Below are 21,531 nucleotides of genomic sequence, written 5' to 3'. Positions count from 1 at the left end.
CAAGCGGCGGATTCACGCGGCGCAAAGTTGCTGTGGTTCAAATCCCTTGCGGCAGGATCTTGCCGGGATTGAAGATGTTCTGCGGATCAAGCGCCTGCTTGATCGCGCGCATCGCCTGCAGCGCTTCGAGACCGAGCTCGGCCTGCAGATACTTCTGCTTGCCCTGGCCGATGCCGTGCTCGCCGGTGCAGGTGCCGTCCATCGACTGCGCCCGTTCAACCAGCCGGTGCATGAACTCATCGGCGCGCTTCAGCTCTTCGGCATCGTTGACGTCGCACAACAGCGAGCAGTGGAAGTTGCCGTCGCCGACATGGCCGACGATCGGCGCCAGCAGCCCGAGCCGGTTGAGGTCGGCCTCGGTCTCGCCGACGCAATCCGCCAGCCGCGAGATCGGTACGCAGACGTCGGTGGCGACGACGCCGACGCCGTCACCCTGGCGCAGCCCCCGCACCGACCAATAGGCGTCGTGCCGGGCCTGCCACAGCTTGTTGCGGTCTTCCGGGCGAGTGGTCCAGGTGAAATCGCCGCCGCCGCAATCCTTGGCGATGGCGCCGAAATTCTTCGACTGCTCGCCGACCTCGACCTCGCTGCCGTGGAATTCGAGCAGCAGCAGCGGCGTCTCGGGCAGCGTCAGCTTGGAATAGGCATTCACCGCCTTGACCTGGGATTCGCTCATCAGCTCGATCCGGGCCAGCGGAATGCCGGTCTGGATCGCCAGGATCACCGCCTGGCAGGCGTCGCTGACCGACGGGAACGAGCATGAGGCTGCCGCGATCATCTCCGGGATGCCGCGCAGCTTGATGGTCAGCTCGGAGATGATGCCGAGCGTGCCTTCCGAGCCGACGAACAGGTGGGTGAGGTCGTAGCCGGCGGCCGACTTCTTGGCACGGGTGCCGGTGGTGATGATCTCGCCGTCGCCGCGCACCACCTTCAGCGCCAGGATGTTGTCGCGCATCGTGCCGTAGCGCACCGCATTGGTGCCGGAGGCGCGGGTCGCCGCCATGCCGCCGATCGAGGCGTCGGCGCCGGGATCGATCGGGAAGAACAGGCCCTGGTCGCGCAGGTTCTCGTTCAGCGCCTTGCGGGTGACGCCGGGCTGAATCACGCAGTCGAGATCCTCGGCGTGGACGGCGAGGATCTTGTTCATGTCGCGGAGATCAATGCAGACGCCGCCGGCCGGCGCGTTGACATGGCCTTCGAGCGAGGTGCCGGTGCCGAACGCGATCACCGGCACGTTGTGCTGTGCACAGATCCGCACCGTGTCCTGAATGTCCGCGGTGTCCTGCGCCATCACCACCGCGTCCGGCGGCTGGTTCGGCAGCCAGGTCGTGGTGTGGCCGTGCTGCTCGCGCACCGCAAGCGAGGTGACGAGGCGGTTGCCGAACCGCGCCGCGAGCGCTTCAATGGCGTTCGCCACGGCCTGCGGCTCGGCGCGCTTCGGCGTGTTGGTGATGGTCAGGCCCACGATAAAAACTCCTTCGGAAACGGGGCGACCGTGGCAAAGGATACCGGAGGGGTCAAGGGAGGTACGATTGACTTTGGAAGTAGATCGCAGCAGCGAAATCGGCACCGTATCTGGGCCGTTCCTGTCGTCGGTGATGCAGATCGAGCCCGGCTGGATCGACTATAACGGCCACCTCAACATGGCCTATTACAACGTGCTGTTCGACCGCGCGATCGATCAGATCTGGAGCGAGCTCGGGATCGGCGTCGACTATCTGAACACGCGCGGCGGCTCGACCTTCACGGCCGAAGCTCACGTCCGCTACTTGCGCGAGATTCATCTCGGCGACCCGGTGCAGGTCGCGGTCTACATTGTCGCGGCGGACGAGAAGCGGATCCACACCTTCGAAGAACTGCGCCACGCCGAGGAAGGCTGGCTGTCGGCGACATCCGAGAACATGTCGATGCACGTCGATATGGCGAGCCGGAAAGTCGCGCCGTTTCCGGACGACATCCGCGCCAATATTGCGCGGATGGCAGAAGCTCATCGGGCCCTTCCGCAACCCGAGGGCATCGGACGCAGCATCGCGATGCCCTCGAAGAAGTGGCCGGCGTCTTAGACCCGTGTGCGGCCGCGGAAGATGCTGACCACCGCCGAGATCAGGAACAGCACGATCGCGATGAAGAAGATGATCTTGGCGATTTCGATCGACGCACCGGCGATGCCGCCGAAACCCAGCAGACCGGCGATCAGCGCAACCACGAGAAACGTCACGACCCAACCCAACATGTGATGACCTCCGTTTCGCTTCAGGCACCCGCTGGCGGCTGCCTTCTTGGGATGAGGCGCCGCCGGTTTCGGCTGCGCCGCTTGGCGAAACAATCCGAGGCTGGAACGAAAGTTCCCGCCGGTTTCGGCGTGTCAAGGCGTCATTTTCACGCGAGAAATCGGAACGAAATCGCCTTAACCAGCCGCTGCGCCGGCCTGCGATGCGCGACCGAACCTGTCGATAGCGGCCCGCCGCGCCTATATCGGCGGATAATCCTGCTCTAAAGGCTCCCCTTCGAGCCCCGCAGCGCGGCTGTGGGTGGTAAAACGATTCGCATGACCGATCCGACCAAGCGCCAGCCTCTCGACCTCTCCAGCTATCAGCCCGCCGCCGGCGGCATCGCCGCGCGCGCCCGCGCCGCGGCGGGCCCGGCCTATCTGTCCGGCCTCAACCCGGAGCAGCGCGACGCCGTGGAGACGCTCGACGGCCCGGTGCTGGTTCTGGCCGGCGCCGGCACCGGCAAGACCCGCGTGCTGACCACGCGGATCGCCCACATCCTTTCCACCGGCCGCGCCCGCCCCGCCGAAATCCTGTCGGTGACCTTCACCAACAAGGCCGCGCGCGAGATGAAGCTGCGGCTCGGCCAGATGCTCGGCCAGGCCGTCGAAGGCATGCCGTGGCTCGGCACCTTCCATTCGATCGGCGGCCGCATCCTGCGCTATCACGCCGAACTGGTGCAGCTCACCTCGAACTTCACCGTGCTCGACACCGACGACCAGATCCGCCTGCTCAAGCAGCTGCTCGCCGCCGACAATATCGACGACAAGCGCTGGCCGGCGCGGATGCTGGCCGGCCTGATCGACGGCTGGAAGAACCGCGGCCTGACGCCGTCGCAGGTGCCGGCCGGCGAAGCCGCGATGTTCGGCAACGGCCGCGGCGGCAAGCTCTACGCGCAGTATCAGGAGCGGCTGAAGATCCTCAACGCCGCCGATTTCGGCGATCTGCTACTGGAAAACATCCGCCTGTTCCGCGAACACCCCGACGTGCTGCGGCAGTATCAGTCCCGCTTCAAGTTCATCCTGGTCGACGAGTATCAGGACACGAACGTCGCACAGTATCTGTGGCTGCGGCTGCTGTCGCAGACGCCTTCTGCCTCATCGTCATTGCCGGGCTTGACCCGGCAACCCATCCCTTCACAAGACGATGGATCACCGGGTCTCGACGCTTCGCGTCGGCCCGGTGATGACGTGGGAGCGAGTGGCAACGTGGTTGCCCCATCCGGCCCTCCCAAGAACATCTGCTGCGTCGGCGACGACGATCAGTCGATCTATGGCTGGCGCGGTGCCGAGGTCGACAACATCCTGCGGTTCGAGCACGACTTCCCCGGCGCCAAGGTCATTCGCCTGGAGCGCAACTATCGCTCCACCGGCCACATCCTCGCCGCCGCCTCGCACCTGATCGCTCACAATGAAGGCCGGCTCGGCAAGACGCTGCGCACCGAGGACGTCGACGGCGAAATGGTCACCGTCACCGGCGCCTGGGATTCGGAAGAAGAAGCCCGTGCGATTGGCGAAGAGATCGAACAGCTACAGCGCCAGGGCCACGCGCTCAACGAGATTGCGATCCTGGTGCGCGCCTCGTTCCAGATGCGCGAGTTCGAAGACCGCTTCGTCACCCTCGGCCTGCCCTACCGCGTGATCGGCGGTCCGCGGTTCTATGAGCGCGCCGAAATCCGCGACGCGCTGGCTTACTTGCGGGTGATCAACTCGCCCGCCGACGACCTCGCCTTCGAGCGCATCGTCAACGTCCCGAAGCGCGGCCTCGGCGACGCCACCGTGCAGATGCTGCACGACCACGCTCGCAAGCGCCGTATTCCGTTGTTCGAGGCGGCGCGGATGGTGATCGACACCGACGAGCTGAAGCCGAAAGCGCGCGGCAGCCTGCGCGGCCTGATCGAGAATTTCGAACGCTGGCAGGTGCAGCGCGACGCGCTGGCGCACACCGAGCTGGCCGAGATCGTGCTCGACGAGAGCGGCTACACCGAAATGTGGCAGAAGGACCGCTCCGCCGATGCCGCGGGCCGGTTGGAGAATCTCAAAGAACTCGTGCGCTCGATGGAGGAGTTCGAGAATCTTCAGGGATTCTTGGAGCACATCTCGCTGGTGATGGATCGCGAAGGCGGCGCCGACGAAGACGCCGTCAGCGTGATGACGCTGCACTCCGCCAAGGGCCTCGAATTCGAGACCGTGTTCCTGCCCGGCTGGGAGGAAGGCTTGTTCCCGCATCAGCGCGCGCTCGACGAACAGGGCCGCGCCGGCCTCGAGGAAGAGCGCCGCCTCGCCCATGTCGGCATCACCCGCGCCCGCAAGCGCGCGAAGTTGTACTTCGCCACCAACCGCCGCATCCACGGCACCTGGAACACCACGATCCCGTCGCGCTTCCTGGATGAACTCCCGGCCGCCAATGTCGAGATCACCGAGTCGAAAGGCGGCTCCGGCTGGGGCGGCATGAGCGGCTACGGCCCGTCGCGGTTCGACAACGTCGAGTCGTTCGGCTCGAGCTATTCAACGCCGGGCTGGCAGCGCGCCCAGGCGCAACGCGGTCGGAGCGGTGGTGGCAGCAACGGTGGCCGCAGCGGCGGCTTCGGCGAGAGCGGTTCGTCCTACTCATCCGGCACCGCCCGCCGCGCTCCGTTCACCATCGAGGGCGAGTTGGTCGCCAAATCCACCGGCACGGAGTCGGCGTTCTCGCTGAAGGATCGCGTTTTCCACCAGAAGTTCGGCTACGGCCACGTCACCAAGATCGACGGCAACAAACTCACCATCGTGTTCGACAAGGCCGGCGAGAAGAAGGTGGTCGATAGTTTCGTGGAGCGGGTGTGATGGCGCACTACGTCGCCTTGATCCATCAGGACGCCGACGGCAGCTACAGCGTGTCGTTTCCCGACATTCCAGGCGTCGTCACCGCCGGCGAGACGATCGAGGAAGCCGAAGAAGAAGCCGCCGAGCTGCTTGCCTTTGCGGCCGAAGATCCGGACGGCACCATCGTATTCAATCCGCCGCGGTCGATCGACGAACTGAACAAAGACCCCGCCTTCGTCGAAGCCAGCAGGGATGCGATCGTGGCGCTGATCGAATTTGACGCCGACGCGGATGCAGCCGAATAGCGGCCGGGCATAAGCTATCTTTGACGTGACCGAGAGGATGAACGCGCTCGCGCCTTTGGCGAGGGAGATGTAGGCTGGTGCATTGCAGTTTGAATTAATTACCTGACGACCGCCCGATGCTCACCAGTAGCCGCGATATCATCCGACGTCTCGAACGTGAAGGCTGGACTTGCGTCCGCGTCACCGGATCGCATCACGTCTTCAAGCATCCTGTGCGCCGGGACATCGTCACCGTGCCGCATCCGAAGAAGGACTTGGGAAAAGGCTTGGTCCGTGCCATCTATAAGGGCGCAGGCTGGGAGCCGGATTGAGGTCGGCCATGACCCACTACATCGCCATCATCGAAGACGCCGGGCCCGACGTAGCGGTCGGGGTGTGGTTTCCGGACCTGCCCGGCTGCGTCTCCGCGGGCGACGATCTCGACGAGGCGCTGCGCAATGCGCCGGAGGCGCTGGAGCTGTACCTGGAGCAGGTCGAGCAAGACGGCAAGCCGGTGCCCAAGCCGCGCTCGCTGACCGAACTGAAGGCCGATCCTGAACTCGCCGACGACATCCAGAACTACATCGTCGCGCTGATCGAAACACCAAGCCGCGCCCACGCGGCAGAGTGATCGGACCAACGTCTCCCCCCGTCATTGCGAGCCAACGGGTCGGCGCGCAGCGCCGCCCGATGACAGGCTCCGCGAAGCAATCCAGAAACTCAGTGCTCTGGATCTCTGGATTGCTTCGTCGGCTTCGCCTTCTCGCAATGACGCGGTGAGGGGCGATACCACGAAGCACCGACGCGATGAGGTTCGGCGCACCAAGCCGCGACACGAAATTTTTCCCCACCCCCGCCTGTTTGTCCTGTCGGTTGCGTCCGCGCTCGGCCGTCCTTATGTAAGCCGCCCGCACGTTCCGGCTGCGTTCCGCCCTTTTCCTGCGCCCGACACTTTACGAGCCCGCATGGCCCCGATCATCTCCGTCCAAAATCTGAGCAAGACCTACGGCACCGGGCGCAAGGCGCTGAACGGGGTCAGTCTCGACATCATGGGCGGCGAGATTTTCGCGCTGCTCGGGCCGAACGGGGCCGGCAAGACCACGCTGATCGGCACGATCTGCGGGCTGGTCAATCCGACCGGCGGCACGGTGACGGTCGACGGCCACGACATCATCACCGACTATCGGGCGGCGCGCGAGCTGATCGGGCTGGTGCCGCAGGAGCTGCACACCGACGCGTTCGAGTCGGTGTGGGACACCGTGAGCTTTTCCCGCGGGCTGTTCGGCAGGCCGAAAAACCCGGCGCATATCGAAAAGGTGCTGCGCGACCTGTCGCTGTGGGACCGCAAGGACTCGAAGATCATCACCCTGTCCGGCGGCATGAAGCGCCGGGTGATGATCGCGAAAGCGCTCAGCCACGAGCCGCAGATCCTGTTTCTCGACGAGCCGACCGCAGGCGTCGACGTCGAACTGCGCAAGGGAATGTGGGAGGTGGTGCGCGCCCTGAAGGCGACCGGCGTCACCATCATCCTGACCACGCACTACATCGAGGAAGCCGAGGAGATGGCCGACCGCGTCGGCGTCATCAACCATGGCGAGCTGATTCTGGTCGACGAAAAATCGGCACTGATGCAGAAGCTCGGCAAGAAACAGCTCAAGCTGCATCTCGACGCCCCGATCGACACGGTGCCGCCGCAGCTCGCCGCCTATGGCCTGACGCTGTCGGACGACCGCAACAAGCTGATCTACACCTACGACACCCGCGCCGAACACACCGGCATCACCGCGCTGCTCGGCGACGTCCGCGCCGCCGGCATCCGCTTCCACGATCTCGACACCAGCCAGAGCTCGCTGGAGGAGATCTTCGTCAGCCTGGTGAGGACGTGAGCATGAACCTGCGGGCGATCCGCGCGATCTATCTGTTCGAAATGGCGCGGACCTGGCGGACGCTGATGCAGAGCATCGTGTCGCCGGTGCTGTCGACCTCGCTGTATTTCATCGTGTTCGGCGCCGCGATCGGCTCGCGGATCGACCAGGTCGAAGGCGTCAATTACGGCAGCTTCATCGTGCCCGGCTTGATCATGCTCAGCGTGCTGACGCAGAGCGTCGCCAACGCCTCGTTCGGCATCTATTTTCCGAAATTCACCGGCACCATCTACGAGATCCTGTCGGCGCCGGTGTCGTTTCTGGAAATCGCGGTCGGCTATGTCGGCGCCGCGGCCAGCAAGTCGATCATCCTCGGCCTGATCATCCTGGCCACCGCCGGCCTGTTCGTGCCGCTGCACATCGCTCATCCCGTCTGGATGTTCGCGTTCCTGGTGCTGACCTCGGTGGCGTTCAGCCTGCTCGGCTTCATCATCGGCATCTGGGCCGACGGTTTCGAGAAGCTGCAAGTGGTGCCGCTCTTGATCATCACGCCGCTCACCTTCCTGGGCGGCAGCTTCTATTCGATCTCGATGTTGCCGCCGGTCTGGCAGACCATCGCGCTGTTCAACCCGGTGGTTTATCTCGTCTCCGGCTTCCGCTGGAGCTTCTACGAGATCGCCGACGTCAACGTCGCCGTCAGCCTTGCCGCCACCTTCGGCTTCCTGCTCGCCTGCCTCGCGGTGGTGTGGTGGATCTTCAAGACCGGTTATCGCCTGAAGGCCTGAGCCAGCAGCCGCGTCGCAAAGCACGCCCCAAACGAAAAGGCGCGGCCCGATGGCCGCGCCTTGATTGTTTATGAGCCGCTCGTCTTAGCGACGATAGCAGCGGAAGTTGCCGCTCCGGGTGTAATAGCCCTTGCAGCGATGGCCGCGGTGATAGCGGTAGCGCGGGCCGTGGTTCGGCAGGCCGAGCACGCCGTTCACCGCACCCACCGCGCCGCCGACGCCGGCACCAATCGCGCCGCCCACGGCGCCGCCGATCGGTCCGGCCGCGCGATTGCCCTCACGGGCGCCCTGCTCCGCGCCGCGCACGATGCCCTGCGAATGACCGGCGGTCGGAATCGCCAGCACCGCGAGCGCCAGGGCGGCTGCTGCGAACAGTGCTTTCAACGGGGTGTGCTCGGCGCGAACGGCAAACGCCTTGGCAGTGGTCTTCATCGATGTCCCTCCGGATTGAAACGCCCGACAGAACGCCGGGCGCGGACTCTGCAGCACATTAACACGCCCGCGCGCCTCGGGTTCCCGTTTCGCCGAGATTCCGCCGTGGTGGTGTCTTGATGCTGCCGCTGGAGTCGCCGAAGCCATCTTAACGATGCCGAAGGTTTTGCCGCTGCGGCACAGCGGCGACTGGAAACTGTCGCAGCCGCTATGCATATTACCATCGGGCGGGCAAGGAAGTGAAAGGATCGGGCCAGGAGGCCGCACAATGCGTTCGTATCTCGTATCTCTGACCGGCCTGATCCTGCTGGCGGTCTCAAGCACCGCTCAGGCGAAAGTCGCCATAACCGTCGACAAGGACAATCAGCAGCTCACCGTCGCGGTCGATGGCGTCGAGCGGTACCGCTGGCCGGTGTCGACCGGCAATCCGTCGCACGAAACGCCGAACGGCAAATTCCAGACCTTCCGGATGGAAGCCGACCATTATTCGAAGGAATTCGACGATGCGCCGATGCCGCATTCGATCTTCTTCACCAAGCAGGGCCACGCCATCCATGGCACCGACGCGGCCGGCAAGCTCGGCGTACCGGTGTCGCATGGCTGCGTGCGGCTATCCCGCGACAACGCCGCGACGCTGTACGCGCTGGTCGAGAAGGAAGGCGTGCTGAACACCACGGTGACGCTTACCGGCTCGTCGCAGGTCGCGCTGGCGCGGCTGAAGACCAAGGGCGGCAATGCCATCGCCCGCGCCGAACCGCTGCCGTCTCCGACCTATGATGCCAACGGCCAGCCGATCGACCTGGTGCCGAGCCGGCCGCGCGCGGTGCGCCCGCAGGTCACCGATGACGGCTACATCTATCCGGCCGATGGCAGCTACGCCGACCGCCGCTACCCAGCCCCTCCCGGCTATCGCCGCGTCGCGCCGCCGCAATACGGCTACGTCGAAAACGACTCCTACGCCCAGGACTATGCGCCGCGACGCTATTATCAGCCGCGCGGCTATTATGACGGCGGCTATGGCGGCTACTCGGCGTACTGAGCCGAGCCACGACTGATCCGATTGAAACGCGCGGCCTCCCCAGCCGCGCGTTTTGTTTTGCCTAATCCTCGCCGTCGCGCAGCCGGCGCCACACCGCACCGAGCACGTTGGAGTAGTCGTCGGTCCACACCCGGTCGCCGTCGCGCGGCGCGGTCAGGGTCCAGTCTTCGTTGCCGGCGAGCCGGCCGATGTCCGCAGCCTCGCGGGCCGAGATCACCACCGAGGTGGCGAAGATGTATTCGGCATCGCGCCCGGCATCCTGCGACGCGACCCAGCTCTTCAGCCCGTTGGCGTCGGCGATGCCGACCGCCACGCTCGCCAGCTCGAGATGGCGGTTGGAGACGTGCATCAGCACAGCGCCCTGTGGCGCCAGCTTCGCCTTGTAGATCGCCATCGCCTCGCGGGTGGCGAGGTGGATCGGGATCGCGTCCGACGAATAGGCATCGACGATGATCAGGTCGTAGGCGCCGTCCGGCTCGTGCGCGAAGGTCAGCCGCGCGTCGCCGACCACGGGCTGCAGATCCGGCGCGCATTTGCTGACGAAGCTGAAATATTTCGGGTCGCGCGCGGTATCGATCATCGACTGATCGATCTCGAAGAACCGCCAATGCTCGTCCGGTGCCGCCGCGCAGGTCAGCGTGCCGGAGCCGAGCCCGATCACGGCAACGCGGATCGGGCCGCCCTTACGCTCGCGCATCGCGGTGATCGCCTGGCCGATGCCGCCGTCCTTGTGGTAGTACGAGATCGGATCGGGCCGCCCGGTGACGGGCGTGCCGTCGTCGTTCAGCACGCGTTCGGCGCCGTGGATCGTGGTGCCGTGCAGCAGCACATGGAAGCGGCCGTCCGCCGTCACCTGGATCTTGTGCACGCCGAAGAAGCTGCGCACCGTCTCAATCCGCCCCTCGTCGGCCGGATACAGCCGGATCAACACCAAGGCGATCACGACGGTGGCGAGCAGCTTGGCCGGGGCTGCGCGCAGCACCACCGCGAGGACCACGCCGAGCCCGACGACGTCGCCGATCACCAGCACGCGGTTGGTGGCGAACCATTCGTGCAGCTTGCCGGTGGTGAACGCGGAGGTGATCAGCACCACCGCCAGCGCGGCGATCAGCAGCCAGATCGCCACCGACCATTGCGGCCGCCATTCAGGCGTCTGCGGCCGGCACAGCACTGCCAGCGCCAGCAGGATCGGGTATTCGGCGATCCAGGAGAACGTGTACGGCGCCAGCAGACCGGCGAACAGGCCGCCGACCATGCCGCCGAACGACAGCGCCACGTAGAAGCCGGTGAGATATCGCGCCGGCGGCCGGGTCCGCGCCAGCTCGCCATGGCAGGCCATCGCGATGATGAAGAAGCACACCAGGTGTCCGCCGAGCGTCAGCAGCAGATTGTGCTCGGACGCCGAATAGGCCAGCAGCACCACGATCACCGCGATCGCGATCGGCTGCAGCGCCAGCATCCATTTGTGCGGCAGCAGCGGCCGCGACTGGAACACCAACACCCAGGTGAGCAGGTACAGCGACAGCGGCAGCACCCACAGCAGCGGCGCGGCGGCGACGTCGGTCGAGATGTGCGCGGTGACGGCGATCAGCAGCCCGGACGGCACTGCGGCGAGAAATACCCAGCGCCCCACCGTCAGCCATGACGGCGCCGGGACATCCTGATCGTCGGCGATCAATTCGGCCGCAGCGGTGGCCGGTGCCCGCAGCAACAGCACGCCGCAGGCGGCGATCAGCAGGATCAGCACGCCGTAGCCGGCGGTCCACATCAGGTTCTGCAGCCGCAGCGTCAGCAGCGGCTCGAGCAGCACCGGATAGGACAATAGCGCCAGGAAGCTGCCGATATTGGACGCCGCATAGAGGAAGTACGGATCGCGGCCGTCGGGATGGCCGGTGCGGACGAACCATGCCTGCAGCAGCGGATTGTTGGCGGCGAGCGCGAAGAACGGCAGACCGATCGACACCGCGAACAGGCCGAGCAGCCACAGCTCATAGCCGCTCGCCGGCGGCGTGCCCCATCCGCCGGCGATCGCCAGCGGCAGCGTCAACAACGCGCCGACCAGCACGAGCAGGTGCACGACGACCGGCACTCGGCGATCGGAAAACCGGCTCAGCCCGTGCGCATAGGCGTAGCCGGCCAGCAGCAGCGACTGGAAGAACACCATCGCCACCGACCACACCGCCGGCGAGCCGCCGAGCCTCGGCAGGACCATCTTGGTGAACAGCGGCTGCACCGAAAATAGCAGCAGCGCGCTGACGAAGATCGCGGTGGTATAAACGATCAGGATCTGCCGGTTGCGCGCCGGGCTGGCCGGGCTCGCGCCGAGGGTCGGTTCGGTCATGGCGTCTCCTGCTGCGGTCCGCCGCGGCGGACGCTGGACATCGTCGGCCATGGCGATGGATTCCGGCAGGCCCGTGACGCGCCGCATCCTAGCGTCGCTCTGTGAACAATGGCAAAACCAGCCGGGAACGTGTCTGTCACATCCGGTCCGGGAACCTTCCGATGTCCGATCCCGACGTCCTGATCATCGGTGCCGGTCACAACGGCCTCACTTGCGCGGCGTATCTGGCGCGCGCGGGATTGAAGGTGAAGGTGGTGGAGCGCCGCAGCGTGGTCGGCGGCGCCGCGGTGACGCAGGAGTTTCATCCCGGCTTCCGCAACTCGGTCGCGGCCTACACGGTCAGCCTGCTCAATCCGAAAGTGATCGCCGACCTCAAGCTGCACGAGCACGGGCTCAGAATCGTCGAGCGCAAGGCGCAGAACTTCCTGCCCGCGCTGGACGGCCAATATCTGCTCACCGGCAGCAACTTCACCGCCGCCTCGCTGGCCCGGCTCAGTCCGCATGATGCCGCAGCGTTCGGCGGGTTCGCGGCCGAACTCGAAATCATCGCCGATGTACTGCGGCACTTCGTGCTGCGCGCCCCGCCCAATCTGGTGGCGCAATTCGGCTTGCCGGCGATCCGCGAGAGCCTGAACGCGCTCGGAACCGCCAACCGGCTGCGGGCTCTCACCATCGAGCAGCAGCGGCTGCTGCTCGATCTGTTCACCTGCTCGGCTGGCGAAATGCTCGACGCCCGGTTCGAGCACGATCTGGTCAAGGCGCTGTTCGGCTTCGACGCCATCGTCGGCAACTACGCCAGTCCGTATGCGGCCGGCTCGGCCTATGTGATGCTGCATCACGCGTTCGGCGAGGTGAACGGCAAGAAGGGCGTCTGGGGTCACGCGATCGGCGGCATGGGCGCAATCACCCAGGCGATGGCCGCAGCAGCCAGCGCCGCAGGCGCCGAGATCGAAACCTCAGCCGGGGTGCGCGAGGTGCTGGTCGAGAAGGATCGCGTGGTCGGCGTCAGCCTCGACGACGGCCGCAGCGTGCGGGCGCGGTTGGTGGCGTCCAACGTCAACCCGAAGCTGCTGTACACCCGCCTGCTGCCGCAGGACGCGCTACCCGACGATGTCCGCCGCCGGATGCAAAATTGGAAGACCGGTTCAGGCACGTTCCGAATGAATGTCGCGCTGTCGCAGCTGCCGTCGTTCACCGCGCTGCCCGGCGACGGCGACCACCTCACCGCCGGCATCATCATCGCGCCGAGCCTCGGCTATATGGACCGAGCCTATCAGGACGCCCGCGCCCACGGCTGGAGCCGCGAGCCGGTGGTCGAGATGCTGATCCCGTCGACGCTCGACGACAGCCTGGCTCCGAAGGGGCAACACGTCGCCAGCCTGTTCTGCCAGCACGTCGCCCCGGAGCTGCCGGACGGCGCCTCCTGGGACGACCATCGCGAAGAGGTTGCCGACCTGATGATCGCGACTGTCGACCGCTACGCGCCGGGCTTTGCGGCCAGCGTGCTCGGTCGCCAGATCCTGTCGCCGCTCGACCTCGAACGCGAGTTCGGCCTGCTCGGCGGCGACATCTTCCACGGCGCGCTCAGCCTGAACCAGTTGTTCTCGGCGCGCCCGCTGCTGGGCCACGCTGACTATCGCGGTCCGCTGAAAGGTCTCTACCACTGCGGCAGCGGCGCCCACCCCGGCGGCGGCGTTACCGGCGCCCCCGGCCATAATGCGGCCGCGGCGATCCTCAACGACCACCGCAGCTTGTTCGCAAGCCGTGGATAAGTCCGGGGATAAGCCTGTGGATAAGCTGTGGAAAACTTGTAGATGAACAGTGCGGCTGCGGAGGGTTTCTCAGCCGCGCAGACAGCGCTTGGCTTCGGCGATCTGCGCCCAGCTGTAGCCGTTCTTGAGCGCCCAGGCGATCGACTTGGCCCGGCCGTGTTCGCTGACGTAGTAGCGCACCGTGACGCAGTCGACGCCCGCCGGAATTGCGGTCTGCCCGGCCGGGAAAGCGACCGGCGTCACGCCGCCCTGCCCCTCGGCGAAAGCCGCGGGCGTGCAAACGGTTGCGAGCAAGGCTGAAACGACCACCATCGTAGACAGTTTTCGGCGCCGGGTGGCGGTCGCGCACGGAACTTCGTTGGCCTTGCTCATCAAACCTCATGTCGTTGTCGGGATGGTCGCTGGCGGCGCCGTCATTGGAGCTGCGGCCAAGCGCGCGAACCCATTGGCCAAAGAACAAGGCGACAATAGGACTCTCACAACCAAAACTTGAAACGCAGCCGACACGGAACTGGTTCCGCGCATCTGTTCGCAACCCCCTGTCCGTGGGCGCGGACCACTCCCCGGAAAGCGTGTGCGTAACAGAACTTCCGAGTCGTTTTCTGTCCCACGCACATAGGCTTCGCAGCCATTCGTCACGCTGTGCACGAATCTGTCGACAAGTTGCGCGAAGGCAGTGGAGAACTCTGAATCTTGCGGATTCAACCCTGTGCATAAGTCATGGACAAGCTGTGCGTTTCCGGCGCAGAAGCGGTGGACGATCTGTTGAGAGATCACTTCAGCCGCGCCCTTTCGCTGCCAACCTTCGGACCTGCCATGACTGATCCCGCTCCCACTGTCCGCGCCAGCTTCGTGCTCGGCGACGAGGCCACCGCCCGCCGCGTCACCGACCTGCTCGGCGAGTGCTTCGACGAGGCCGAGATGGCGATCGCGGCGTTCGAGCGGCCGGACCGCAGCTGGGAGGTGGCGCTGCATTTCGGCGAGCAGCCAAACCTCGACCACATCCGCGAGCTGGTAGCGCAGGCCGCCGGCCCCGAGGCCGCGCAGGCGATCAGCCTCGAAACCGTCGCCGCCAAGGATTGGGTCGCAGCGAGCCTGGAAGGGCTGGTGCCGGTTCCGGCCGGCCGCTTCGTCGTCCATGGCAGTCATGATCGTGATCGGGTGCCGGCCAACAAGCTCGGCATCGAGATCGAAGCCGCGCTCGCCTTCGGCACCGGCCATCACGGCACCACCCGCGGCTGCCTGACCCTGCTCGATCTGGTGCTGCGCGCCGGCCCGCCGCAGCGCGTGCTCGACCTCGGCACCGGCACCGGCGTGCTGGCGATCGCCGCCGCCAAGGCACTGCGCCACACCGTGCTCGCCACCGACATCGACAAGCAGTCGGTCGCGGTCGCGCGCGAGAACGCGCGGCTCAACGGTGTCGGCAATCTGGTTCAGGCCGAATGGGCGACCGGCTTTGCCTCGCCGGTGTTCGCGGCCCATGCGCCGTTCGATCTGGTGCTGGCGAACATCCTCGCCAACCCGCTCCGGGCACTGGCCCAGCCGATGAGCGAGCACCTCGCGCCCGGCGCTCTGGTGATCCTGTCGGGGCTGCTGCAGCCGCAGGCGCAGAGCGTGATCGCGGCGTATCGGGCGCGCGGCTGCGTGCTGCTGAGGCAGCTGGTGATCGAAGGCTGGAGCAGCCTGCTGCTGGTGAAGACGTTCTGATAGGGAGCGCTGCTGAGCGGGTGCTCAGTGCGCGGGCTTGTCGGGAAAGCGGCTGTGAGCGTCGCCGTTCGGGTCGGTGCGCCTGACCGCCGACTGGACGAAACGGTCCAGGATGCGCACGATCACACCACGCGGCTGCGGCTGCTCGGGCTCGACGTTCGGAGGCGTACCACCCGGGCGGACCGGCGGGGAAATCTTCTCAAACGTAAAAGCAGGCATGGTGTATCACCTCGTCGTTGAGTTGAGACACTCCCGGGATTGTCCCGGACGCGTTGTCAGAGCGTGGTGCAGCTGGCACTGCGGAGCTCTCGCCCGTCTCTTGCGGGCTCGATAAATCAAGCATAACTCGTGCCATAAGCTGGACTTTATGCATATCGCGTGAGCCGTGCGCAACGTGTCGAGGGAGCAGACTGCTATGTTCGAGTCGCATTTCCAGAGCTTCGAGGAGCCCGAGAGCGGCGTCGCACTCACCGCGCGGCTGTCGGCGTTTCGCGAAGAGCTGCTGCGGCGCAAGCTCACCGGATTTGCAATTCCCCGCACCGATCAGCAACAAAACGAATATGTGCCGCCCTCCGAAGAACGCCTGGCGTGGCTCACCGGCTTCACCGGATCGGCGGGGCTGGCGTATGTGCTGATCGATCAGGCCGCATTGTTCGTGGACGGCCGCTACACCTTGCAGGCCGCCAAACAGGTCGACACCAATGCGTGGCGCATCGAGTCGCTGGTCGAACCGCCGCCGGAACGCTGGCTGGAGACCCATCTGAAAGCCGGTGATCGCCTCGGATTTGATCCGTGGCTGCACACTTCTTCAGCAGTCGAACGGATGCAGGCCGCCTGCGCCAAAGCCGGCGCCGAGCTGGTCGCGGTCGACGGCAATCCGGTCGACGCGGTGTGGAGCGAACGTCCCGCGCCGCCGCTCGGACCGGTCACCGTCCACGACGTGGAATTCGCCGGCGAGAGCGAGGCCAGCAAGCTCGGCCGCATCAACGAGGAGCTGGCTCGGCTGAAGGCCGATGCGCTGGTGCTGTCGGATTCCCACGCGGTCGCCTGGACCTTCAACATCCGCGGCGCCGACGTCTCGCACACGCCGCTGCCGCTGTCCTACGCGCTGCTGCCGAAGGATGGCCGCCCCACCATCTTCATCGATAGCCGCAAGCTGTCGAACAGCGTGCGCGACCATCTCGAACAGACCGCCGAGGTCGCCGAGCCGGCCGAGCTGGCGCCGATGCTGCGCGAGCAGGCCAAGACCGGCGCGACGATCGCCCTCGACAGCGCCACCGCGGCCGATGCGCTGACCCGGCTGATCAAGGAGGCCGGCGGCAAGCCGCTGCGCGGCGCCGATCCGGTCGCGCTGCTCAAGGCGGTGAAAAACCAGGCCGAGATCGACGGCACCCGCGCCGCGCATCGCCGCGACGCGGTGGCGCTGGCGCGCTTCCTCGCCTTCATCGATGCCGAAGCGCCGAAGGGCACGCTGACCGAGATCGATGCGGTCGAAGCGCTGGAGACCTTCCGCCGCGACACCGGCGCGCTCAAGGACGTGTCGTTCCCGACCATCTCCGGCACCGGACCGAACGGCGCGATCGTGCATTATCGCGTCACCCGCAAGAGCAACCGCCGCATCCAGCCGGGCGACCTCTTACTGATCGATAGCGGCGCGCAGTATCAGGACGGCACCACCGACGTCACCCGCACCATCGCGGTCGGCGAGCCGACGGCGGAGATGCGCGACCGCTTCACCCGCGTGCTGCGCGGCCACCTCGCAATCGCCCGCGCGGTGTTTCCCGACGGCACCACCGGCGCGCAGCTCGACACGCTGGCGCGGCAGTTCCTGTGGCAGGCCGGAATCGATTTCGAGCACGGCACCGGCCACGGCGTCGGCAGCTATCTGTCGGTGCACGAAGGCCCGGCGCGGATCTCCAAGCTCGGCACCACGCCGCTGAAGCGCGGCATGATCCTGTCCAACGAGCCCGGCTACTACAAGACCGACGGCTTCGGCATCCGGATCGAGAACCTCGAGCTGGTGGTCGAGAAACAGATCGACGGCGCCGAGAAACCGATGAACGGTTTCGAAGCCCTGACGCTGGCGCCGATCGACCGCCGCCTGATCGATGTGGCGATGCTCAGCACCGAGGAACGATCCTGGCTCGACGCCTACCACGCCCGCGTCCGCGAAACCGTCCGCCCCCACCTCGACGGCCCCACCCAACTCTGGCTCGACGCCGCGACGGCGCCGCTCAAGGCCTGAGCGCCTGAAGCGGTGAGTGCCGCCCTCTTCCCGAGTCATTCCGGGGCGCGAGCGCCAGCTCGCGAACCCGGAATCTGAAGCGGGCACGGCCTGGAGCTGCGTCGCGCACACTAACCTCGAGATTCCGGGTTCGCCGCTGCGCGGCGCCCCGGAATGACACGCGAGAGTTTCTGCGCACGCGCCCCGGAATGACAGGTTGAGAGTCCACGCGCGAACGACACCGGTCCGAGACCTCTGCGGCCCCACGACCAGCTGCCCCTCGCCCGCCTTCCGCATAGCCTTATGCCGAAAAACCGCCTGTTAGCATTGCCCTGGCAGGCTACAGTCGAACCACCAGCTCACATCCTCCGCCCTGGCAGGCCCGTCGGGAACCGATCTCGCATGCACGGAATCGTCGGCAGATACGCAACGATCGACGCCAGCCGGCGCGACCTGCCGCCATCGAAGCTGCTGCTCCTGCTGCTGGTGCTGATGAACGGCGCGGCGCCGATCGCGCTGTACATCTTCGTGCCGGCGCTGCCGGTGCTGGCGAGCGATTTTTCCAGCGACATCTCGGTCGCGCAGATGACCGTGTCGCTCTACATGGTCGGGCTGGCCTGCTCGCAGCTGATCATGGGGCCATTGTCCGACCGCTTCGGCCGCCGCCCGGTGCTGCTCGGCGGGCTGGCGCTGATGGTCGCGGCCAGCATCGGCTGCATCTTCGCGCAGACGCTGCCGCAACTGATCGCTTTGCGCTTCCTGCAGGCGCTCGGCGGCGCGTCCGGCATGGTGATCAGCCGCGCCATCATCCGCGATCTCTACAGCCGCGACCGCGTCGGCGGCATGCTCAGCCTCGTGATCGCCGTGATGATGATCGCGCAGATGCTGAGCCCGCTCGCCGGCGGCGTGATCGAAACCGCGCTCGGCTGGCGCGCGATCTTCTACGCCGTCACCGCCGGGGCGATCGTCGTCGCCGTCGCGATCACGCTGGCGCTGCCGGAAACCAGCCGCAGCAGCACGCCCACCGCGCAGCGCGGCGGCTTCCGCACCGACCTCCGCAGCCTGTTCGGCAGCCGCGCCTTCATCGGCTACGTGCTGTGCCAGGTGCTGGCGTCGGCGATCATCTTCATCTTCGCCGGTGGCGGCCCCTACGTCGTGGTGACGCAGATGGGCCGCAGCAGCGCCGAGTACGGCGCCTGGTTCGCCAGCTCCGGCTTCGCCTATCTGATGGGCAACGTGTTCTGCGTGAAATTCTCGCCGCGGCATTCGCTCGACCGGCTGATCTGGTTCGGGCTCAGCTTGCAGATCGTCGGCGCGCTGCTCAATCTGGCGTGGGGCGTCCTCGGCTGGAATCAGGTGCCGAGCTGGCTGTTCGGCACCCACATGATCATCATGTTCGGCAACGCCGCGGTGATGGCCAACGCCGCCGCCGGCGCGATCAGCATCCGCCCGCAAGCCGCCGGGACCGCATCCGGACTGATGGGCTTCACCCAATTCGGGTTCGGCTCACTGTGTTCGCAGGCCGGCGCCTGGCTCGGCGGCCATTTCGCGACACCGTTGCCGCTCAATATCGCGATCTTCGGAACGGCGCTCGCCTGCGCCTCGGCGATGATCTTCCTGGTGCCGCGCCGCAATCTGATCGCGACCGAGGAAATGATCGAAAAGGCGGAAGAAGAGACGCTGGTGTAGGCGGAGCTTCGTCTCCCTTGCAGCGAGTCATTCCGGGGCGCTCACGCAAGTGAGCGAACCCGGAATCTCGATCGGCAGAACAGCTCGGGATTCCGGGGTTCGCGCGTTCCGCGCGCCCCGGAATGACGGGGTTAGTTTCCGATCAGCGCCAGCCACTCGTCTTCAGTCAGCACGGTGACGCCGAGGTCTTTCGCCTTGGTCAGTTTCGATCCGGCGTCTTCGCCGGCGACCACGTAGTCGGTCTTCTTCGACACCGAACCGGCAACCTTGGCGCCCAGCCGCTCCGCCGCGGCCTTGGCTTCGTCGCGGGTGAATTTCGACAGTGAGCCGGTGAACACCACGGTCTTGCCGGCGACCGCAGTGTCGCGCCGTGCCTGCTCGGCCGGCAGCACTTCGGTGAGTTCGACCAGCAGCGCATCGAGCGCCTTGATGTTGCGCTCCTCGGCGAAGAACTCGACCACCGCTTCGGCCACGACGTCGCCGATGCCGGCGATGTTGTCGAGATCCTGATACGCCTCCGAAGTGTTGCCCTCCTCGGTCTGCGCGTCGGCGGCGGCACGCATCGCGCTAAGGAACGCATCCAGCGTGCCGTAGTGCCGCGCCAGCAGCTTGGCGTTGCCCTCGCCGACATGGCGGATGCCGAGCGCGAAGATCAGCCGGTGCAACTCGATGGCGCGCCGCGCGTCGATCGCGGCGAACAAATTGCGCACCGAGGTCTCGCCGTAGCCTTCCAGCTGCTCGAGCTTCAGTTCGGCATTGCGCGCCTTCAGCGTGAAGATATCAGCCGGCTCCTGCACCCAGCCGCGCTCGTGGAACAGCTCGATCTGCTTTTCACCGAGCCCGTCGATGTCGAAGGCGAGCCGTGACACGAAGTGCTTCAGCCGTTCCACCGCTTGCGCCGGGCAGATCAGCGCGCCGGTGCAGCGCCACACCGCCTCGCCCTCTTCGCGCACCGCGTGGCTGCCGCATCGCGGGCATTTGTGCGGGAAGTGGTACGGCTTCGCGCTGTCCGGCCGCTTCTCCATCACCACGCTGACGATCTGCGGAATCACGTCGCCGGCGCGCTGCACCACCACGGTGTCGCCTTCGCGGATGTCGACGCCATCGCGGATCGGCTCGCCATCATTGCCGATACCCTTGATGTAGTCCTCATTGTGCAGCGTCGCGTTCTGTACCACCACGCCGCCGACCGTTACCGGCTGCAGCCGCGCCACCGGCGTCATCGCGCCGGTGCGGCCGACCTGAATGTCGATCTTCTCGAGCACAGTCGTCGCTTGCTCGGCGGCGAACTTATGCGCAATCGCCCAGCGCGGGCTGCGCGACACGAAGCCGAGACGTTCCTGATAGTCGAGACGGTCGACTTTATAGACCACGCCGTCGATGTCATACGGCAGCGACGCGCGTTTCTCGCCGATCCGGCGATAGAACGCGAGCGCATCCTCGACGCTGTGACACAGCGTGATCTCGGGATTGACGACAAAGCCGGCGTGATCAAGCCATTGCAGCATCTTGTGCTGGGTCGGCTCCTCCATCGGATAGTCGCTCATCTCGCCCCACGCATAGGCGAAGAACTTCAGCGGTCGCGACGCGGTGACCGACACGTCCTTCTGCCGCAGCGAACCGGCCGCCGAGTTGCGCGGATTGGCGAATACGGTTTCGCCCATCTCCTCCTGACGCTTGTTCAGCGCAAGGAAGTCCTGCTTCAGCATATAGACTTCGCCGCGCAGCTCGCAGGCGGCGGGGATATGCTTGCCCTTCAGCGTGTTCGGCACGTCCTTGATGGTGCGGACGTTGGCGGTGACGTCCTCGCCGGTGAAGCCATCGCCGCGGGTGGCCGCGCGCACCAGCTCGCCGTTCTCGTAGCGCAGTGACAGCGACAGCCCGTCGATCTTCGGCTCGGCAACGATCGCAGGCATGTCGTCGAGCTTGAGAAAGCGCTGCACCCGCAAAGCGAACTCGGCGACTTCGTCATCGGCAAACGCGTTGCCGAGCGACAGCATCGGCACCGCATGCTGCACCTTGGCGAAGCCGCGGGCCGGCGCCGCGCCGACGCTCTGGGTCGGTGACGAGGCGCTGACCAGTTCGGGAAACTTCTGCTCGATTGCCTCCAGCCGCCGCCGCAACGCGTCGTAGTCAGCGTCCGAAATCTTCGGCGCGTCGTCCTGATAGTACGCCTTGTCATGCCCCTCGATCTCGAGGCGCAATCGCATCAGCTCCACCTTGGCTTTCGCTTTGGTGAGGGTGGCGATGTCGGGGGCGGGTTTGGTCTTCGCAGCCATTTTTCGCACTTGAGATTCCGGGTTCGCGAGCTCACGCTCG

General features: G+C 66.1%; 19 protein-coding genes. 12 read left to right on the top strand and 7 right to left on the bottom strand.

All coding sequences use genetic code 11. The features are described 5' to 3' along the window. Nucleotides 1-37 precede the first annotated feature (37 nt). Nucleotides 38-1,465 carry an FAD-binding oxidoreductase gene (locus tag VRZ08_RS18245; RefSeq protein WP_414533428.1) on the bottom strand — a complete coding sequence of 476 codons (1,428 nt, stop codon included), beginning with the start codon at nucleotides 1,463-1,465 and terminating at the stop codon, nucleotides 38-40. A gap of 67 nt (nucleotides 1,466-1,532) precedes the next feature. On the opposite strand from VRZ08_RS18245, the gene VRZ08_RS18240 reads away from it, so the two are divergent. Next, nucleotides 1,533-2,063: a thioesterase family protein gene (locus VRZ08_RS18240; protein WP_414533427.1), complete on the top strand. Its 531-nt coding sequence runs from the start codon at nucleotides 1,533-1,535 to the stop codon at nucleotides 2,061-2,063. On the opposite strand, the gene VRZ08_RS18235 is transcribed toward VRZ08_RS18240, so the two are convergent. After that, nucleotides 2,060-2,233, bottom strand: coding sequence for a DUF1328 domain-containing protein (locus tag VRZ08_RS18235; protein ID WP_107345284.1), 174 nt, complete (start codon nucleotides 2,231-2,233; stop codon nucleotides 2,060-2,062). The two genes, VRZ08_RS18240 and VRZ08_RS18235, sit on opposite strands and share 4 nt — an antisense overlap. 315 nt (nucleotides 2,234-2,548) lie before the next feature. On the opposite strand from VRZ08_RS18235, the gene VRZ08_RS18230 reads away from it, so the two are divergent. The 6 genes from VRZ08_RS18230 to VRZ08_RS18205 all read left to right on the top strand — a co-directional run bounded on the left by VRZ08_RS18230 (nucleotide 2,549) and on the right by VRZ08_RS18205 (nucleotide 8,008). Then, nucleotides 2,549-5,095 (top strand): ATP-dependent helicase, encoded by a 2,547-nt coding sequence (locus tag VRZ08_RS18230; protein ID WP_414533426.1) that lies wholly within the window; start codon nucleotides 2,549-2,551, stop codon nucleotides 5,093-5,095. Then, the gene (locus VRZ08_RS18225) at nucleotides 5,095-5,379 is read left to right on the top strand and encodes a type II toxin-antitoxin system HicB family antitoxin (RefSeq protein WP_414533425.1); all 285 of its coding nucleotides are present in this window, start codon (nucleotides 5,095-5,097) and stop codon (nucleotides 5,377-5,379) included. Before VRZ08_RS18230 ends, VRZ08_RS18225 begins: the two co-directional genes overlap by 1 nt. A gap of 116 nt (nucleotides 5,380-5,495) precedes the next feature. After that, nucleotides 5,496-5,690 (top strand): type II toxin-antitoxin system HicA family toxin, encoded by a 195-nt coding sequence (locus VRZ08_RS18220; protein WP_414533424.1) that lies wholly within the window; start codon nucleotides 5,496-5,498, stop codon nucleotides 5,688-5,690. Between the two features lie 8 nt (nucleotides 5,691-5,698). After that, complete coding sequence (locus VRZ08_RS18215; RefSeq protein ID WP_414533423.1) at nucleotides 5,699-5,989, top strand: type II toxin-antitoxin system HicB family antitoxin; 291 nt, start codon at nucleotides 5,699-5,701, stop codon at nucleotides 5,987-5,989. A 334-nt stretch (nucleotides 5,990-6,323) separates the two neighbouring features. Further along, nucleotides 6,324-7,244 (top strand): ABC transporter ATP-binding protein, encoded by a 921-nt coding sequence (locus VRZ08_RS18210; protein ID WP_408016612.1) that lies wholly within the window; start codon nucleotides 6,324-6,326, stop codon nucleotides 7,242-7,244. 2 nt (nucleotides 7,245-7,246) lie between these two features. Next, entirely contained in the window at nucleotides 7,247-8,008 is a 762-nt protein-coding gene (locus tag VRZ08_RS18205; RefSeq protein ID WP_107345288.1) for an ABC transporter permease, read from the top strand. A gap of 84 nt (nucleotides 8,009-8,092) precedes the next feature. Here the strand turns inward: VRZ08_RS18205 and VRZ08_RS18200 are convergent, their stop codons facing one another. Further along, complete coding sequence (locus tag VRZ08_RS18200) at nucleotides 8,093-8,440, bottom strand: hypothetical protein (protein WP_107345289.1); 348 nt, start codon at nucleotides 8,438-8,440, stop codon at nucleotides 8,093-8,095. A 268-nt stretch (nucleotides 8,441-8,708) separates the two neighbouring features. Between VRZ08_RS18200 and VRZ08_RS18195 the strand changes: the two genes are divergently transcribed. Next, on the top strand, nucleotides 8,709-9,479 hold the full coding sequence (locus tag VRZ08_RS18195) for a L,D-transpeptidase (protein WP_414533422.1): 771 nt from the start codon (nucleotides 8,709-8,711) through the stop codon (nucleotides 9,477-9,479). Nucleotides 9,480-9,540: 61 nt separating this feature from the next. Here the strand turns inward: VRZ08_RS18195 and VRZ08_RS18190 are convergent, their stop codons facing one another. Continuing rightward, nucleotides 9,541-11,820, bottom strand: a complete 2,280-nt coding sequence (locus VRZ08_RS18190; RefSeq protein WP_414533421.1) for a spermidine synthase — start codon at nucleotides 11,818-11,820, stop codon at nucleotides 9,541-9,543. Between the two features lie 161 nt (nucleotides 11,821-11,981). Here VRZ08_RS18190 and VRZ08_RS18185 point away from each other — a divergent pair, with 161 nt between their 5' ends. Beyond that, nucleotides 11,982-13,592 (top strand): phytoene desaturase family protein, encoded by a 1,611-nt coding sequence (locus VRZ08_RS18185; RefSeq protein WP_414533420.1) that lies wholly within the window; start codon nucleotides 11,982-11,984, stop codon nucleotides 13,590-13,592. Nucleotides 13,593-13,661: 69 nt separating this feature from the next. Here VRZ08_RS18185 and VRZ08_RS18180 read toward each other — a convergent pair whose 3' ends face one another. Continuing rightward, the gene (locus tag VRZ08_RS18180; protein WP_414533419.1) at nucleotides 13,662-13,886 is read right to left on the bottom strand and encodes a hypothetical protein; all 225 of its coding nucleotides are present in this window, start codon (nucleotides 13,884-13,886) and stop codon (nucleotides 13,662-13,664) included. A 522-nt stretch (nucleotides 13,887-14,408) separates the two neighbouring features. On the opposite strand from VRZ08_RS18180, the gene VRZ08_RS18175 reads away from it, so the two are divergent. Then, the gene (locus tag VRZ08_RS18175; RefSeq protein ID WP_107346672.1) at nucleotides 14,409-15,299 is read left to right on the top strand and encodes a 50S ribosomal protein L11 methyltransferase; all 891 of its coding nucleotides are present in this window, start codon (nucleotides 14,409-14,411) and stop codon (nucleotides 15,297-15,299) included. A gap of 24 nt (nucleotides 15,300-15,323) precedes the next feature. Here the strand turns inward: VRZ08_RS18175 and VRZ08_RS18170 are convergent, their stop codons facing one another. Continuing rightward, on the bottom strand, nucleotides 15,324-15,518 hold the full coding sequence (locus VRZ08_RS18170) for a hypothetical protein (RefSeq protein ID WP_107345293.1): 195 nt from the start codon (nucleotides 15,516-15,518) through the stop codon (nucleotides 15,324-15,326). Nucleotides 15,519-15,714: 196 nt separating this feature from the next. Here VRZ08_RS18170 and VRZ08_RS18165 point away from each other — a divergent pair, with 196 nt between their 5' ends. Both VRZ08_RS18165 and VRZ08_RS18160 read left to right on the top strand, forming a co-directional pair. Then, nucleotides 15,715-17,544 carry an aminopeptidase P family protein gene (locus VRZ08_RS18165; RefSeq protein ID WP_414533418.1) on the top strand — a complete coding sequence of 610 codons (1,830 nt, stop codon included), beginning with the start codon at nucleotides 15,715-15,717 and terminating at the stop codon, nucleotides 17,542-17,544. Between the two features lie 381 nt (nucleotides 17,545-17,925). After that, on the top strand, nucleotides 17,926-19,212 hold the full coding sequence (locus tag VRZ08_RS18160) for a multidrug effflux MFS transporter (RefSeq protein WP_414533417.1): 1,287 nt from the start codon (nucleotides 17,926-17,928) through the stop codon (nucleotides 19,210-19,212). Between the two features lie 131 nt (nucleotides 19,213-19,343). Here VRZ08_RS18160 and ligA read toward each other — a convergent pair whose 3' ends face one another. Beyond that, nucleotides 19,344-21,491 carry an NAD-dependent DNA ligase LigA gene (gene ligA / locus VRZ08_RS18155; protein WP_414533416.1) on the bottom strand — a complete coding sequence of 716 codons (2,148 nt, stop codon included), beginning with the start codon at nucleotides 21,489-21,491 and terminating at the stop codon, nucleotides 19,344-19,346. Nucleotides 21,492-21,531 lie beyond the last annotated feature (40 nt).

It is taken from the genome of Rhodopseudomonas sp. G2_2311 (assembly GCF_047501505.1).
Classification (GTDB): domain Bacteria; phylum Pseudomonadota; class Alphaproteobacteria; order Rhizobiales; family Xanthobacteraceae; genus Rhodopseudomonas; species Rhodopseudomonas palustris_H.
Note: the sequence above shows the minus strand (reverse complement) of the source record. Positions and strands in the feature narration are given on the sequence as shown.

Bases quoted from the DNA above. Each gene is read 5' to 3' on its own strand.
- VRZ08_RS18235 (WP_107345284.1), bottom strand. From the start codon at position 2,233: ATGTTGGGTTGGGTCGTGACGTTTCTCGTGGTTGCGCTGATCGCCGGT.
- VRZ08_RS18230 (WP_414533426.1), top strand. From the start codon at position 2,549: ATGACCGATCCGACCAAGCGCCAGCCTCTCGACCTCTCCAGCTATCAG.
- VRZ08_RS18225 (WP_414533425.1), top strand. From the start codon at position 5,095: ATGGCGCACTACGTCGCCTTGATCCATCAGGACGCCGACGGCAGCTAC.
- VRZ08_RS18220 (WP_414533424.1), top strand. From the start codon at position 5,496: ATGCTCACCAGTAGCCGCGATATCATCCGACGTCTCGAACGTGAAGGC.
- VRZ08_RS18215 (WP_414533423.1), top strand. From the start codon at position 5,699: ATGACCCACTACATCGCCATCATCGAAGACGCCGGGCCCGACGTAGCG.
- VRZ08_RS18210 (WP_408016612.1), top strand. From the start codon at position 6,324: ATGGCCCCGATCATCTCCGTCCAAAATCTGAGCAAGACCTACGGCACC.
- VRZ08_RS18205 (WP_107345288.1), top strand. From the start codon at position 7,247: ATGAACCTGCGGGCGATCCGCGCGATCTATCTGTTCGAAATGGCGCGG.
- VRZ08_RS18200 (WP_107345289.1), bottom strand. From the start codon at position 8,440: ATGAAGACCACTGCCAAGGCGTTTGCCGTTCGCGCCGAGCACACCCCG.
- VRZ08_RS18195 (WP_414533422.1), top strand. From the start codon at position 8,709: ATGCGTTCGTATCTCGTATCTCTGACCGGCCTGATCCTGCTGGCGGTC.
- VRZ08_RS18190 (WP_414533421.1), bottom strand. From the start codon at position 11,820: ATGACCGAACCGACCCTCGGCGCGAGCCCGGCCAGCCCGGCGCGCAAC.
- VRZ08_RS18185 (WP_414533420.1), top strand. From the start codon at position 11,982: ATGTCCGATCCCGACGTCCTGATCATCGGTGCCGGTCACAACGGCCTC.
- VRZ08_RS18175 (WP_107346672.1), top strand. From the start codon at position 14,409: ATGACTGATCCCGCTCCCACTGTCCGCGCCAGCTTCGTGCTCGGCGAC.
- VRZ08_RS18170 (WP_107345293.1), bottom strand. From the start codon at position 15,518: ATGCCTGCTTTTACGTTTGAGAAGATTTCCCCGCCGGTCCGCCCGGGT.
- VRZ08_RS18165 (WP_414533418.1), top strand. From the start codon at position 15,715: ATGTTCGAGTCGCATTTCCAGAGCTTCGAGGAGCCCGAGAGCGGCGTC.
- VRZ08_RS18160 (WP_414533417.1), top strand. From the start codon at position 17,926: ATGCACGGAATCGTCGGCAGATACGCAACGATCGACGCCAGCCGGCGC.
- ligA (WP_414533416.1), bottom strand. From the start codon at position 21,491: ATGGCTGCGAAGACCAAACCCGCCCCCGACATCGCCACCCTCACCAAA.